Genomic DNA, 16,049 nt, shown 5'->3' with positions numbered 1-16,049 from the left:
TCAGTCTAAGCTTTACGGCAACTGACAAATAACTAAAGAGTTTTTGACACTTGCTTGTCCACCAGCACCATAACATTCTTTAACCAAATAGGAACGACTGGCCTGCCATCCTGCATAGAAACTAACCGCACAAAGCAGTAGTACCAATAGCTTAGGTTTCCAAGACTTAAGTATCTCAGGCCTTTCCTCTGGCTTAGAAGATAAAGGTGTGGCATTAGAATTTTTAGAACTCAAGCCCGCCCCCTTTTGTTACAGCCGCTTGATAGGCTGGCCGTGCTTCAATAAGCTTTAACCAGTTTAGCGTATTGGTATAGGTTACCCTGTCTAGGCTATGACCCGCATTTGCTGCTTTGACCACAATAGCCATCTGAATATCAGCAGCACTGAACTCACTGCCAGCAAACCACTTAGTATCACTCAATTGTTGCTCTACCAACGTCATGGACTTATCTAAATTTTTAGAGATCATGGACGCTTCAATTTGTTTGCGAATACTTTTGGTAACTGGCTTTGCTAAGGTCGGCGAACGTTCAACAATTTTTGAAAAAACCAATCGCATAACCAAAGAAGGCATGATGGAACCTTCGGCATAGTGCATCCAAAAATCATAGTCACGCCATGTCTTACTATTCGGATCCGTTTTAGGATGAAGTTTATAGTCTGTGTCGTAGGCAGCCATCAAATAATCAATAATATGCCCTGACTCAACCAATGATTGCACTTCCCCATCATCCCCTAACCCATCAACTTGTAGAATAGGTGCTTTACCGTTTAGATGAACTTGTTCGAGGCATCTCGGAGCAAAACCAGACTTAGTGCGCTGGTAAGTGGTCAACTTATAATCGAGTCCCAACTCTTCTAACAGCCATAGAATTCGGAAAGACCGTGAGTTTTCTAAATGATGAAAGTGTAGCTTTGACATTTGCATACCTCAACTTTAAGTTTGAAAATAAAGTGCTATACATCCAGTTAGAATGCAATCACGAACATAGCAGAGACATATTAGCACTCTAATAACAACCTGTTAGCTCTCAAATCTTAACAAGCGCAGATTAACAAGCGTCTATTAATGGGAGCTACTATCGCTATCATCAGAGAGCTCATCTTCGATCTTCTCGTTAATATTAACTTCTATTTTTTGATCAGCACTTTGCAGTAAACCATCTTCAGCTAAGGCTTCAATTAGCTCACTTTCTTGACCAGTATCTTCTACACGAGCCATCGCAACCAACACTTCATCATTTGCTAAACGAATAAGGGTAACACCTTGCGTATTTCGTCCTGACATCGCCACTTGCGCAACCGGTGTACGAACCAAAGTACCTTTATTAGAGATGAGAATAACATCGTCTTCTGGATCTACCTTAGTTGCCCGTACTAAACATCCATTGCGCTCACTGGTTTTAATGGCGATAACACCACCACCACCACGATTTTGAGCATTAAATTCCTCAATTGGTGTACGTTTACCATAACCTTTTTCGCAGGCGATAAGGATCTCTTTAACATCGTCCTCAATAACCACTAACGATTTAATAATATCTTGTTTGATGATGCGCATACCGCGAACACCTTTAGCAGTACGTCCCATTACCCTAGCATCATTTTCATCAAAACGAATGGCCTTACCGCTTGAGGCAAATAACATCACTTGTTGAGTGCCATCAGTAATGCGAGCAGACACTAACTTATCACCATCTTCAAGCCCAATTGCAATTAGGCCATTTGAGCGTATATTAGCAAAATGCTTTAATTCAACTCGTTTTACTGTACCGTTAGCTGTAGCAAAGAAAACAAAAGGACCTTTTGCTACTTTTCCTTCTTCTTCATCAATATCATCTGATAACGGTTCGCTATCTTTTGGTAATTCTTCAACCACTTTTGGAATTGGTAAAATAGTTGTAACGACTTCATCAGCATCTAAGCCAATAATATTGACTAGAGGGCGACCTCGAGCGCCACGGCTTGCAATAGGTACTTCAAAACCACGCAGGCTAAATACCCGACCATTATCGGTAAAACATAGAACCGTTGCATGCGTAGAAGTTACCACCAGATGATCAATCACATCATCTTCTTTCATAGCAGTAGCAGACTTACCTTTACCACCACGTTTTTGCGCGACGTATTCATCAACTGGCTGAGTTTTAGCATAACCTGTACGAGATACCGTTAATACGACTGTTTGCTCAGGAATTAAATCTTCACGGCTAAAATCGGTACGTGAATCAACAATATCAGTACGACGCTCATCACCAAAATTATCACGAATCTCAATCATTTCATTTTTGATAACCGTCATCAACTTATCAAAATCTGCAAGGATGGATTCAAGCTCTGCAATCTGGCGTAAAATATCTTGATACTCTTCGGTCAATTTATCCTGTTCAAGACCTGTTAAACGATGCAATTGCATCTCTAAAATGGCGTTAACTTGCTCGAGTGATAGGCGGTAGTTATTACCATTATCAATTAAGCCAAAAGGATTACGTAAATCCTCACCTTCAATGAAATCAGGGCGGACAGAACGAATGTCTCCAGACTCTAAAGTACCTCGACCAGCTGCTGATAACATAGCTACTACTGTGCCTGAATCCCATATCTCAGCCAATAGCTTTTCACGGGCTTCACCGCGGTTCGCAGACTCTTTGATGGTTTGAATAATGTCATCAATATTAGCTAGGGCAACTGTCAGACCTTCTAATAAATGACCCCGTGCCTTGGCTTTATTTAAATCATAAATAGTTCGGCGAGTAACCACTTCTTGACGATGGCGCACAAAGGCAGCAATAAGCTGACGTAAGGTCATAAGCTTTGGCTGACCATTATCTAACGCCACCATATTAATACTAAAACTTGACTCTAGTGGGGTCTGTAAAAATAAGTTATTAACAATGACTTCAGCAACTTCGCCACGGCGTAAGTCAATAGCAATACGCATACCATCTTTATCAGACTCATCACGAATCTCAGAGATTCCTTCAATCTTTTTGTCACGTACCAGTTCAGCAATACGCTCAATCAATTTGGCTTTATTTGACTGGTAAGGAATTTCGGTAAACACAATGCGTTCACGTTCACGGTTAACACCCGTATCCGACATAGGTTCGATGTGATAGCGCCCACGAATATGAAGACGACCTTTACCGGTACGATACGCATCAACAATACCCGCACGGCCATAGATGATGCCGCCCGTAGGAAAGTCAGGACCTGATATAAAATTCGTTAACTCTTCGCCAGAAATATTTGGATTTTCAGCATAGGCTAAACAGGCATTCACAACTTCTGTTAAATTGTGTGGTGCCATGTTTGTTGCCATACCAACAGCAATACCTGTTGCCCCGTTGACTAATAAATTGGGCACGCGGGCTGGCAATACGCTTGGCATACGCTCAGAGCCATCATAGTTATCTTCCCAATCTACCGTGTCTTTATCTAGATCAGCCAGCATTTGATGGGTCAGCTTAGTCATACGAACTTCGGTATAACGCATGGCAGCGGCTGGATCATCATCAATAGAACCAAAGTTACCTTGTCCATCTACCATTGGATAACGTAAACTAAAGTCCTGAGCCATACGGACAATAGCATCATAAACGGCAGTATCGCCATGTGGGTGGTATTTACCAATGACGTCACCGACCACACGAGCAGACTTTTTATAGGGTTTATTGTAGTCGTTTGACAGTTGGTGCATGGCATACATAATACGGCGATGCACTGGTTTCAGCCCGTCTCGTACATCAGGTAGCGCTCGAGATACAATAACGCTCATCGCATAATCAAGGTAGGATTGCTTCATCTCATCTACGATGGCAATAGGACTGACCGAATCACTCATACATATCTCTCCATGTGAACAGGTTAGCCAAAAAAACTTGAAACACTTCAAGATTATAGAGCGGCTAACTGCAAACGATTTTTTAAATTTTTATAGCAGAATTAACACGATTATTAAGAAGGACATTTTACCATAATTTCATCTTTTGCGGGACTTTGACTGGGGTTTACTTATAGGGTATTGCTGAAAAGCCAAATAAGACAATCTAAAAAATATCCATCGTTATCTTCAAATTAATAGCAAGTGGTCTATACTCAGAGTTTATAACTTTAGCATCAGCGCTATTTATAGTCAGCTCTGGCTATTCATAGTCAACATAAGATGCGACTTATCTTAGCCTTTATGAGTGAAACGCCATGGATTTTAATGAAGATCGGAATTTTGACCCCATTACCGAACACTTTGCCAAGAAGGTATATGGCGGGTTCAAAGGAGAGATACGATTAGCTGTTCTAAGAAGAGATCTTAAACAGGTAGTGGATGACTTATCTCAAAAGCTTGATCGACCACTTAGAATATTAGATATTGGTGCTGGATTGGCACAGATATCGCTGAGCCTAGCGAAACAAGGTCATGACGTTACAATCAATGACATCTCAATAAATATGCTCGCCCAAGCCAAAATGACAGCCGATAGATTAAGTATTAAAGATAGAATACATTGGATAAGCGGCCCTTATCAAACACTAGATAGCACACTCGTTAGTAGTGATAATAAGGATAGTAAATATGATCTCATTTTATGCCATGCCTTATTAGAATGGCTAGGACACCCTAAAGATATCATGTCTTTTTTTAGCCAATGGTTGGCTCAGCACGGGGTGCTGTCTTTATGTTTTTATAACCCTGCCAGCTTTGTCTATCGCAACTTGATTATGGGCAATTTTAACCTGCTAAATAATCCTGAATTTAAGTCTGATAATATAAAGAGCTTAACGCCTAATAATCCCGTCAGTTATGAAGATGCTCGGGAGTGGCTCATAGATGAAGGATTTGAGATAAATCAGGTCACTGGGCTTCGCGTGTTTCATGACTATGCCACACTCAAACGAGGGGGTCACACCAATCCAGAAGCAGTCATTGAGATGGAGCTTAAATATTCAACACAAGCCCCTTATAAATGGCTAGGACGCTATTTACATATATTAGCAGCAAGTAATCCGAGCTGATCTGATACTTTTTCCTAGAATTAATCTAATAGCAAATAAACATCTAAGAACCTGTAGTCATAAACTAAAGTCATAAGCTAAAGTTAGGAGGTTTTTAGAATAAAATGAGTCAATACAAGGCAAGATTAAGTGAAAAGCTCGGGTTGAATAGTATTCTATTTAATCTTAACTCTAACCAAGTAGTTAGCTTATTTTAGGCGCAAAAAGCAACTATAGGTTGTGAATACAGGTTAAAAAAACCAGAAATTTAGCTTAGCCATCAACTAAACCCTTTTTTTATCCGTTTTATTGACACCCAAGCTTACTTTTATCATTAACTGGTTTAAATACGATTCCAAGTTGTTATATCCACACCATCGCCTTGAAATAACACCACATGCGCTAAAAGTGGCTGAAAACCAATTGAGGAGCCAACCGGATGGTCATGATGGCTTGAAACAAGTGAGAGCACCTCTTCACCATTATCTAACTGTAAACGATACAGAAAGTTGGCCCCACGGAATACACGACCTGTCACTATGGCTCTATTATCACTATCATCATCATGCACGATATCATCGGGTCGTATCAATACTTTAATTCTAGTGCCATTGGGATAATCGTATTCGCACACCTCGCCTTGATGAAAATAGGTATCATAATCCAGCGCCTGATTGTTGGCATGAATAGGCTCAGGATAGCGCTTTATATCTCCAAGCGCAGTTTTGATTACCCCTTGTTCAATAATGCCATCAATCATCGCACCTTCGCCTACAAACTCAGCAATAAAAGGACTATTTGGCTCATGATATAACTCATCTGGTGTTGCCCATTGCGCCATTTTTCCCTGATGCATTACCCCGACTTTATCAGCGATTGCAAAAGCCTCTTGCTGATCATGAGTAACCAAAATAGCAGTGGTATGGGTTTGCTTTAAAATCTCTCGTACCTTAGCCGCTAAAGATTCTCTTAGCATCATATCTAGGTTTGAGAATGGCTCATCTAAGAGTAACAACTCAGGCTTGGGGGCAAGCGCCCGTGCCAATGCAATACGCTGCTGTTGCCCCCCTGATAGCTCATTAATACGCTTATTGGCATGTTCTTTCAATTCAACTAGTTCAAGCATTTCACTGATTCGATCTTGCCGATCCGACTTACGCCAACGATGCAATCCAAACCCAATATTTTCACTAACGTTTAGATGGCTAAATAGTGCATAGTCTTGAAATACCATACCCATCCCACGTTTAGCAGGCACAATTTGCGTAAGCACTTTATTATTTTGAACCTTTGTCAAGGTTTTACTATTTAGCTCAACAACACCTTGTGTAGGAGTTTCAAGCCCAGCAATCGCCCTAAGTGCTGTGGTTTTTCCGCAGCCACTAAACCCAAGTAAGCAGCCAATCTCTCCCTTTTGCAATGTCATAGACAGCGATTTCACAACATCCGTAGAGCCAAAGCTTACGCTTATATCCTCTAAACTAAAATAGGGCTGGCTAGTCGGGGAGTTCGCCATGCCACTTGCGTTATCACTATTTAAAGTTGAGCTTACTTGCATAGAGATTTCACCATTCATCTTTTTTTAGCTATTATGAAACGTTTTGTGACAGCAACATTGACTTGATGAGTCTATTGGCAATCGTATTAAGGATTATATGCATCTAATAACTAAGTACATTAAAATAACTAAATGCATTAAAGAGTGCGTTTTAAAGAGTGCGTTTTAAAAAATGTTAAATACCCTATACTGACATATTTTTCAAAAACCTGAGTAGAAAAATTAAATTAATGATCCTCTTATGCAACATGATAGCGGTAAATCATTAAATAAATTAGATTTTATCAGATTGCCGAATAAGCAATATAACCGGAAGCAACCCCACCAATACAATGGTTAAACTGGGAAGTGCTGCCCTTTCATACATACCTTCCGAGGTCATTTCAAATATTCGTACGGCTAGAGTATCCCACCCTTGGCGCCTAGTCATTAAAGTAATGGGCATCTCTTTTGTTACTTCAACAAATACCATTATTAGAGCCGTAAAGGCACCTGGACTAATAACAGGTAAGTAAACATGTCGCCAGCGCTGCCAACGGTTTGGGGTTAGTAGACGAGCGGCTTGTTCCTGAGAAGGGGTCAAACGGTTAAGTTGACGATCAATTGGCTGGAAGCCAACAGCCATAAAACGTGTTGCCAGTGCCAATAGCATTACAATAATACTGCCACTTAGCACTTGCGATTTAACCACGCCATTCGCAATCAGCGTATTATCTAACCAAGCGATTGGGATAAACACACCTACTGCCAATACTGTACCCGGTACGGCATAACCTAGATTTGCCAAAGACACCAAGAGTTGATTGCTACGGCCGGGAAATTGTCTAAGCAACCAAGCAACCAACAAGGCTAAGGTAGCAATTACAGTGGCCGTAGATATAGCAATCAACACCGTATTAACGACGAAACCAAAATATCGTGCATTCAAATCAATATGATAGTTTTTTATCACCCATATTATGAGCTGAATCATGGGCAAAGCAAATGCTACAAAAAATACACAGCCACAGAAAACCAACGCCCAAATATTTCTGAAACCTGTCAAAGTTTCACGTTGACGTTGTCCATTACTGGGTAAATAGCTGCGTCTTTTTTGCCAATACCGTTCTAACAATAAAACAATAAAAACAGTGGTAATCAATAAAGCAGCAAGTTGAGCGGCAGTAGTTAAGCTAAAGAAGCCAAACCAAGCTTTGTAAATTACTGTTGTAAAGGTATCCAAGTTGAAAACTGACACTGCCCCAAAGTCTGCAAGGGTTTCCATCCAAGTTAAGAGTAATCCACCAACTATCCATGGCATAGCTTGCGGCAAAGCTACCTTAAAAAAAGCACCGCGGCGCGATAGTCCAAGCATTTGCCCTGCCTCTAACGCTCTCTGACCTTGTGATAAGAATGCCTGCCGCGCCAGTAAGTAGACGTAAGGATAAAATACCAGAGATAAAATAACTCCTGCTCCCCACACACTTCTAATGTGTGTGAATGACCCACTAACCCCCATATCTCTTAGGGTCGTCTGAACAATGCCACTGTAATCAAACATACCCATGCTAACAAATGCTAATACATAAGCTGGGATAGCAAATGGCAGCATGAGCGCCCACACAAAAAACTTTTGCCCCGTGAAACGGTACATGCTTGTTAGCCATGCTAAATAAGTCCCCAGGCTACCTGCAATAACAGTAACTAAGCCTAATATTAATGCGGTGTTCTTTAATACCTGTGGTAATACATAACTTAACAAGTGATCCCATATATCTGCCATGGGCTCAAACCATGAGCGCATTACAATAAAAATTGGTATCAACATAAAAAGCGAAATAAGTCCAAGGACCGATTTCGCTACTAATTCACGATTAGATACGTTTAATCTCATAAATGCGCTTGCAGTTTAGGGAGTAATCAAATAATACATAATGATAAAACAAGCGGTAAACCGCTTGTTTTATCTAAATCAAAGTGACTATATAAATAATATTACTTACTCATATATTATTTACTCATAACCAGCACGATCCATTAATTGAACCGCTTCGGATTGACGTTTACCAAATACAGTCACATTAATGTCATCTTGTTTAAATTCGCCCCATGAGTTAAGCATTTCAGACTTATCAACACCTTGTTTTACAGGGAATTCTTTATCACTACTTGCATATTCGCCCTGAGCAGTATCCGAAGATAACCACTCGATTAACTGACGGGCCCCTTTGACATTATCAGAGTTTTTAACAATACCAGCACCTGATACGTTTACATGAGTACCCGTTGCTTCACTGCCTGTACCTTGGTTGGCCCAGAAAATTTTAACTGGGAAATCAGGATTTTCTTCCAAAATACGTCCATAATAATAGCTGTTTGCAACCCCTACTTCGCACTGACCAGAAGCAATAGCTTCTAGCATTTTTGTATCATTACTAAATACAGGTGCCGCTAGGTTAGCAACCCAACCTTTAACGATCTCTTCTGTCTTCTCTGCACCGTAGTGCTCAATCATACTAGCAACTAATGATTGATTATAAACTTTTTTAGAAGTGCGAAGGCAAAGCTTACCTTTCCACTTTGGATCGGCCAAATCTGCATAAGTTGATAAATCACTTTCATTTACTTTAGCTGGGTCATAAAAAATAGTACGTGCACGCAGCGATAAGCCCGTCCACAAATCATCAGATGAGCGGTATTTATTAGGTACGTTTTTATTGACTAATTCTGACTTTAGTGGCTGAAGCAAACCTTGCTCGCCAGCTTGCCATAAGTTACCTGCATCAACAGTTAACAGTATATCAGCAGGTGTATTTTTACTTTCCGCTTCTAAACGTGCCATTAATGGGCCAGTTTTATCTGTAACTAATTCAACTGGTGTGCCAGTTTCTGCGGTAAACTTATCCAGTAACGGCTGTATTAACTGCTCATTACGAGATGAATAGATTGTTACTACGTCAGTTGAGGCAGTAGTATCATGATCGGGTGAATGCGCTTTAGCTTCATGGGCGCTTTGTTCTTCAGTGGTAATCTCTGAATGTTCCACTGGGTCTTCTGTTTTGCTACAACCACTTAAAACGGTAAAGCTACTTAAAATACCAACACTTAATAAGGTGCGTGCACTCAAAATGTGTGTTGATCGGCTTACTGAACGTTGCAAAATACCCATAAATCCCTCTTAAAACTGTCGACTTAATTAATAAAATTAGATGGTTTAAATACTAATATTGATATGATAGGAGGATATTAATACAAATAGTAATAATTATCAATAACAATTGATAACAAACTTAATACCTCCCTTATATGAGTCAGTAAAATACCTAAGCGTTATTGATAATAAATGATATGTGATACAGGCTAAATATGATTCAATTAAGCAACTGGTTCAGCTCAATTTATGCTTCTTTAAAAAATGTTTCCTATCTAATCCACTAATCCCTCTAAATCTATTTCAGCTTGAGGTAGCACAATATTATTATCTGCCATAATATCTGCAAGGCTTCGAGTATCTTCATCAAACGTAGTCCAATCGGGACGTATCGCATCCATATTGACTGTGGCATCTTTTATAGCCACTATTGGGAATGTGCTGGTGTGAAATGCGAGAAGTGCTTGGCCTTTATCACTCATTAACCACTCGATAAACTTAAGTGCCAAGCCTACATCAGTCCCTTCTTTTGTTAAGCCTGCCGTTATTGTATTTGTCATCGCACCACGATTAATTTGATTCGTCCACATCAATCTTATCGGTGTAGATGGATTTGTTTTTGCATGCCGCCAAAATACATCACTATCAATGACACCCACATCACACCTCCCTTGCTCAATTTCATGGATAATCTGTTCATCATTTGCTATTGGTTTACCCATGTTCAACTGCCATGCAGTAACAAATTTTTCGGCATTCTCTCTGCCTCTAAATAACATCATCATTTTTGCAATAGCCTGATTCTCTGGATTCTCTAGTGCGGTCATACACAATCTACCTGCCCATTTAGATGCGCCAAGTCCTGCATAGTTATGAAGCTCAGGTTCATTAACCTTATTTTTATTAAACACTAAAGTGCGTGCATACTTAGTTAACCCAAACCACTGTCCATTTGGATCCTGATATTGACTTGGAACAGACTGAATTAAAACCTCCGAACCAATAGGCTGTAGCCGCTTCGATTTACTCGCTGCACCCATGCTATAAGCACTGTGCATCAGCAGCATATCAATATCTTTAGGCAAATCGGCGGGTCGGTTATCAAGATTATGGTTGGTGCTATCCTTTGTATTAACTGGGGTTGGGCTTTTAGTGCTGGCGTTAATATTGTCTTTAATAGGGGTAGCGTTATCGTTATTTAAGGGGCTATTATCCGTATTTTCAGGTAAACGACTCTCGGTACCCCCTATTACAGAAGCATCTGGTCTGTTAGAGTTATTAGGCGGTTGCCTGCCAGACACGTCAGTTTGAAAGAGGTTAGTTTGAGTAATATCTGATGCATTAATCGGTACCCACTCTATATTAACACCAGTAAGCTCCGTGTAGGCCTTACTAACAGGGCTTAATAATGTCACATCCATATCAGTACCAATTTTTACATCAGGTTGCACCTTAGGGCTTACCAAATCAGCAGTATCCACCACATCTTCATGGGAGCGACGCTCTACGCTATCACATCCCACTACAAAAACACTGATGATAGTGGCATAGGCGATTGGCTTTATGAAAGTATTAAGAGAGTGACCCATGAGAAAACCTAGAGATAATGAGTTTTATACGTAAAGAAAACGGGATTAAGAGACACTATAAATGATCCATTGAGTTGTTTATATATTTCTATCGCTGTCAGTATATTTATACCGTTGCTTGCACCTGTATATTTTGTACCTGTATACTAGTAAATGAAACGGTTACAAATAACGGCCACATAAGGCATTAACTACTGCTTCGGTGCGCAAGATACGATTGCCCATATTAACGGCCTCGCAACTATTTCTGCAAAGTAAATCGACCTCAAAGTTTATCCACCCTCCCTCAGCACCAATACAAAGTATTTGTGGTAAGCCATTTTCGGTCTGATAAGCATTAAAAGTATTTTGCGCATAGGGGTGTGCAACAACCGCTCGTTTGTGCTGAGTTAACACTCTCAACTCATCTTCCACAAATGGCCTAAATCGCTTTCGTAGAGAGAGTTTAGGAGGGATAGTATCCACCCCTTGTTGCAGCCCTTCAACTACAAACTCATCAAGCCTAGCAAGTAACGGGCTTTGCCAGTAGCTTTTGTCAGTCCGATAGCTGTTGACCAATATAATATGGGCCACACCAACAGCTGTCATGTCCATAATAAGACGGCGCAGTACTTTTGGTCTGGGCAGTGCAAGCACAATTGTCAAATCAAGCTTTGCCGGTGGCGCCCTATCACACTGAATATCAACCAATGCAATCTGATCTATTTTATTTTTATGCTTTTGCGGGCATGAAGAAACATTGGTAATCATATTAGCAATACGTGCTGTGCCGATATTACCTGACATAATCCCGACTTTTAACGTGTCGCCAATGGTTAGATTCAAAACCTGGGTTATGTGCTCAATTTGATTTTGATTATCTAAAATATACTCAGTACAATGAGTGGCTAGTGAAGGCAGTAGAATACAGTTCATTAACTTTTTTCTGCCTGATTATCTTTATTGTTAAATACCTGAGTAGGGCTCGATGCACTTGATCGGTTTGATGAGTCTAATAAGCTAGACGAGTTTGATGACTGTGACAATTTGGCTAAAAGTACACTTTCAACGAGCTGGAGTTGCTTTTGCATTGCTGTGCTTTTATGAAACACCAACGCTTGGCCTTTTTCGCCTGCTTGATAAGCTTTTTCGGGATTTAACAGCCAATCAATTACCAATGCGGCTAATTCAGAAATAACCGTATCAACATTGTTTCCTGATCCGACCACTCTTAAGGCGCCAACATCACTTAACGCCTCTACAACCTCATCACAAGACTGGGTGTATTCACCCATAATAATTGGTTTGGCTAAGCTTGCTGCTTCAACAGGGTTATGCCCCCCGATATTGACCAAAGAACCCCCAATAAAAGCCACATCAGATAATGCATAACATGACTTAAGCTCCCCCATTGTGTCCGCTAAATATACTTGGGTTTCATCGCTGATCTGCTCATGATAGCTGCGTCTATGATAGGTTAAACCTGAGCTTTTAATTAGCTCTGCCACAGCGTCAAAGCGTTCTGGATGACGTGGCACTATAATTAATAACGCATTGTTTAGTTTACCTTGTTGTAATAACTGTTGATGCGCTTTGATCACTCTATCTTCTTCGCCCTCATGTGTACTCCCAGCTACCCATATAGGTCTGGAAAATATGTGCTTATTATCAACAAATTTAGCCAATAACGAGTCCATATGTGTCAGACTGTCATTTTCAGACGGTTCAGTTTGTCCAAGTAGTTCATGAGGTATAGGAGCCCCTGTCGACCACTTTAACGAATCAGCAATTTTAACTTTCTTAGCGTCAGCACCAAGTTCTATAAAGCGCTTAGCAGACAGCATGTCTTGTGCGATAATCATGCTAAGATTTTGCATCATACTATGACTCACTGCCGCAAACTTCTGATAACGTTCAAATGACTTCTGCGATAATCTACCATTCACTAATACAGAAGGAATAGACGATCGAGTTAATAACTCTAAAGTCGTCGCCCACAGCTCTGTTTCCACAAACATCGCTAGATCGGGCTGAGCAACTTTCAAAAACTTGTTAACCACAGTGACGTCATCAACTGGTACAAAAGTATGTACCAACTGTTTCGATGCTATAGCCTCAGAAAATAACGTTTGAGCACGTTTAAAGCCTGTTTGGGTGGTATTGGTTAACCAAACAGCCGCCCCTTTTTGTAAAAATACTTTAAGCATGGGTGCAATGGTATTTGTTTCGCCAAGTGATACCGCATGACACCAAATGCAAGGGGCATTTGCATAGATTGCATCCTCCAAACTCGTTTTCTCAGATCCCATATTACCTATATGAATACCATAAGGGCTTGTGTCAAGCGTCGTCTCAAGCCTAGTGCTTGTGTCATATGTAGACGGTGTAACCGGGTTGTAGGGCAAGTTTTTTGGAGGATTTGGATAATCATGACCAAAGCGAGCATCTATCTCTTCGGCATAGTTTGCCATAGGTAAACCTTGCTTAGCTGCATTTTTATAACGACGCCATAAAGCAACATGATAAACAGGCTTTAGCAGTTTAATCAGCACCTTATAATACCAAGGCACAGGCTTAACGTGCTCAAACCCTAATTCAAACACCTGATTCGCATCAAGTACGTTTGTTAGTGCTCCTGTCACTGGGGCTTCAGTAGGCTTTAATCGGTTATTATTAGGTTGGTCAGGCATATATGACCCAAATAGATAGGTGTAGAGAATGAAACGTTAAAAGAAAATTGTGATTGGCTATTTTAACCTATTAACCCTGTTTAAAGTAGCAAGCTATTCGTACTTTCATTGGTTATAAGTCAACAAACTGCTTAAATTAAGTTTAAATAAACAGACAGCTTATCGGATTATATTTAGCGTCTGCTGATAGCCAAACCTACAGCAGCAAAGCAATAACCAAACATACTATAACCGCACCCACAACCATTATAAGGTAACGTTTATCCATTTTTTCGGTATTGTTTTTCTCTGCAATCAACAGTTGTGTTGTCTGCAAATCTTCCAACAGCTTAGTAGCCTCAGGATGTCCATTTTCTGCCGCCAGCTCTAACCACTGCTTGCCCATTGCAATATTTTGCATACAACCTAAACCTTGATAATAAAGACGGCTTAACTGTCTCTGAGCACGTATGTCTCCAGCATTTGCTGCCCGTTGTACCAATTCAAATCCTTTTTGCTCATCTTTATCTACCCCCTCGCCTTGAAAATACTGGATAGCCAAACTAAGCATGGCACTGGTATGCCCAGCGTTAGCCGCACTTTGTAATGCCGCAACTGCATCTTGCAGCGCCGGCATAACGTTTGTTTTGCTTGTATTACCTTGAGTCGTAACCGCAGCTAAAGCCCTTATCGCCTCGCAGTACATGGCCGTGTATTTTGCCTCGACATTATTTTGCGAAGCTTCGATTACCTCAAGCTCGTATTTTAGTGCTTTAAAATCATCTTGCGTAGCATGTGCAGGAGGTATGGAGCGTGTGGTAGTTGATGGTCGCAAATCAGCAGTATGGCGTTTCTTAGCAATTTTATTCAAGCTATCGCTACCTAAAGCCTCATAAGCTGCCTCTGTCTGATCAGCAGCAACAGCACCGTCTTGTTTTAACGTTAAAGTCTCGCTAAGTAGCTGTGCATTATGCCCTTCAGACTTGAGCGTTTGCTCATTAGAATAATGTGGCTTGCCAGTTACAAATTTGGGATGCTGACCCCTTATATTCTGGCTTTGTATACTGCCTTCTAAACTGTTCTTTATAGTTAGTTGTGATGATTGGGTGACAGACTGATGCGTCGTGTGATTAGTAGTCTGATTAGTCTTGTGATTAGTCGTGTGATTAGTAGTCTGATTAATAGTGTCATTGGTTAACGATTCGTTTACTTGAAGGTTTACAATATTGTCTTGTTGAGTTGAAGTTTGCATTGCTGACTCAGAAATGATGCCATGCTCTGTTGTCGTTAATACTTCAGCAGAAATGTTATTATTATTTTTCTCTTTACTGATTTCTTGAAGTGAAGCTGGCAGCCGTGTATTTACCGCCTCATAAAGACTCAAAGCAATGGATTGGCCTAGCACAGGGGGCATTTTTAATTTTTTACCAAACAGTTTAACCGCTATAGGTTCCAATACAAAAAACAGCTGTTCAAGATTCGTGTCAGTGCTATAACTGAGTGCCATGAAATGAAATGGATTATTGGGATGGATATTAAGTGATGGATATCGACTCAGCAACTCTGCTTGACCTACCCACCTGCCCGTTGTCTGCCAAGCTTCTGTGAGTATTCTACCCATGTAAAAACCAATAAATAGAACCAAATTGTGGCTGCGTGAGTCTTGCATAAAAAAGTCAGGACGTTTTTTATTATGAAACTGAATCTCTTCTAGTAAAGCGTCAATACGCTTTAGACTGTCCATACTGCCATCAAGGTTACATGACCTCAATTCATATTCAAATGCCACGCCACTATCTATCGGATGCTGATTGATGAAATCTTGCCAATAAGCGTCAGCGATATAATCCAGTGGACTTTTTTGCAAGCTTTGCCCTGACTCTCTTTGCCCTGACTCTCTTTGCCCTGGCTCTCTTTGCCCTGACTCTCTTTGCCTTGATTGGTCTTGCACTAAGACGCCTTCCCCAAACTCATTGTCGAATGAGTTGGAAACGCCTGTCTTTGAGCCATCGGTAGATTTGTTATGCATAATCAACTCTTGAATATCTGGTATTAGTAATTACTATAAATAATAATCGTCTATAAACAATAATTGTCTATAAATAATAACCATCTATAAACAATATAATGCG

11 protein-coding genes are annotated in these 16,049 nt (G+C 40.4%); 1 reads left to right on the top strand and 10 read right to left on the bottom strand.

Annotation, left to right across the window (positions count from 1 at the left end):
• Positions 1-12: 12 nt before the first annotated feature.
• The 3 genes from AC2SLN_RS02740 to gyrA all read right to left on the bottom strand — a co-directional run bounded on the left by AC2SLN_RS02740 (position 13) and on the right by gyrA (position 3,844).
• The gene (locus AC2SLN_RS02740; protein WP_486548699.1) at positions 13-234 is read right to left on the bottom strand and encodes a hypothetical protein; all 222 of its coding nucleotides are present in this window, start codon (positions 232-234) and stop codon (positions 13-15) included.
• On the bottom strand, positions 224-922 hold the full coding sequence (locus AC2SLN_RS02735; protein WP_486548700.1) for a glutathione S-transferase: 699 nt from the start codon (positions 920-922) through the stop codon (positions 224-226). The genes AC2SLN_RS02740 and AC2SLN_RS02735 overlap by 11 nt, the downstream gene beginning before the upstream one ends.
• 144 nt (positions 923-1,066) lie before the next feature.
• On the bottom strand, positions 1,067-3,844 hold the full coding sequence (gyrA, locus tag AC2SLN_RS02730; protein WP_486548701.1) for a DNA gyrase subunit A: 2,778 nt from the start codon (positions 3,842-3,844) through the stop codon (positions 1,067-1,069).
• 356 nt (positions 3,845-4,200) lie between these two features.
• On the opposite strand from gyrA, the gene AC2SLN_RS02725 reads away from it, so the two are divergent.
• On the top strand, positions 4,201-5,013 hold the full coding sequence (locus AC2SLN_RS02725) for a methyltransferase domain-containing protein (protein ID WP_486548702.1): 813 nt from the start codon (positions 4,201-4,203) through the stop codon (positions 5,011-5,013).
• Positions 5,014-5,335: 322 nt separating this feature from the next.
• Here AC2SLN_RS02725 and AC2SLN_RS02720 read toward each other — a convergent pair whose 3' ends face one another.
• The 7 genes from AC2SLN_RS02720 to AC2SLN_RS02690 all read right to left on the bottom strand — a co-directional run bounded on the left by AC2SLN_RS02720 (position 5,336) and on the right by AC2SLN_RS02690 (position 15,946).
• Positions 5,336-6,550, bottom strand: coding sequence for an ABC transporter ATP-binding protein (locus tag AC2SLN_RS02720; protein WP_486548703.1), 1,215 nt, complete (start codon positions 6,548-6,550; stop codon positions 5,336-5,338).
• A 274-nt stretch (positions 6,551-6,824) separates the two neighbouring features.
• Positions 6,825-8,312 (bottom strand): ABC transporter permease, encoded by a 1,488-nt coding sequence (locus AC2SLN_RS02715; RefSeq protein ID WP_486548704.1) that lies wholly within the window; start codon positions 8,310-8,312, stop codon positions 6,825-6,827.
• Between the two features lie 231 nt (positions 8,313-8,543).
• The gene (locus tag AC2SLN_RS02710) at positions 8,544-9,698 is read right to left on the bottom strand and encodes an extracellular solute-binding protein (RefSeq protein ID WP_486548705.1); all 1,155 of its coding nucleotides are present in this window, start codon (positions 9,696-9,698) and stop codon (positions 8,544-8,546) included.
• Positions 9,699-9,955: 257 nt separating this feature from the next.
• Entirely contained in the window at positions 9,956-11,269 is a 1,314-nt protein-coding gene (locus AC2SLN_RS02705; protein ID WP_486548706.1) for an ABC transporter substrate-binding protein, read from the bottom strand.
• 162 nt (positions 11,270-11,431) lie between these two features.
• Complete coding sequence (locus AC2SLN_RS02700) at positions 11,432-12,184, bottom strand: 16S rRNA (uracil(1498)-N(3))-methyltransferase (RefSeq protein WP_486548707.1); 753 nt, start codon at positions 12,182-12,184, stop codon at positions 11,432-11,434.
• Positions 12,184-13,938, bottom strand: a complete 1,755-nt coding sequence (locus tag AC2SLN_RS02695; protein ID WP_486548708.1) for a 3-deoxy-D-manno-octulosonic acid transferase — start codon at positions 13,936-13,938, stop codon at positions 12,184-12,186. The genes AC2SLN_RS02700 and AC2SLN_RS02695 overlap by 1 nt, the downstream gene beginning before the upstream one ends.
• Positions 13,939-14,134: 196 nt before the next feature.
• The gene (locus AC2SLN_RS02690) at positions 14,135-15,946 is read right to left on the bottom strand and encodes a tetratricopeptide repeat protein (RefSeq protein ID WP_486548709.1); all 1,812 of its coding nucleotides are present in this window, start codon (positions 15,944-15,946) and stop codon (positions 14,135-14,137) included.
• Between the last annotated feature and the right edge of the window lie 103 nt (positions 15,947-16,049).

The organism is Psychrobacter sp. CX90, from assembly GCF_057396305.2.
Note: the sequence above shows the minus strand (reverse complement) of the source record. Positions and strands in the feature narration are given on the sequence as shown.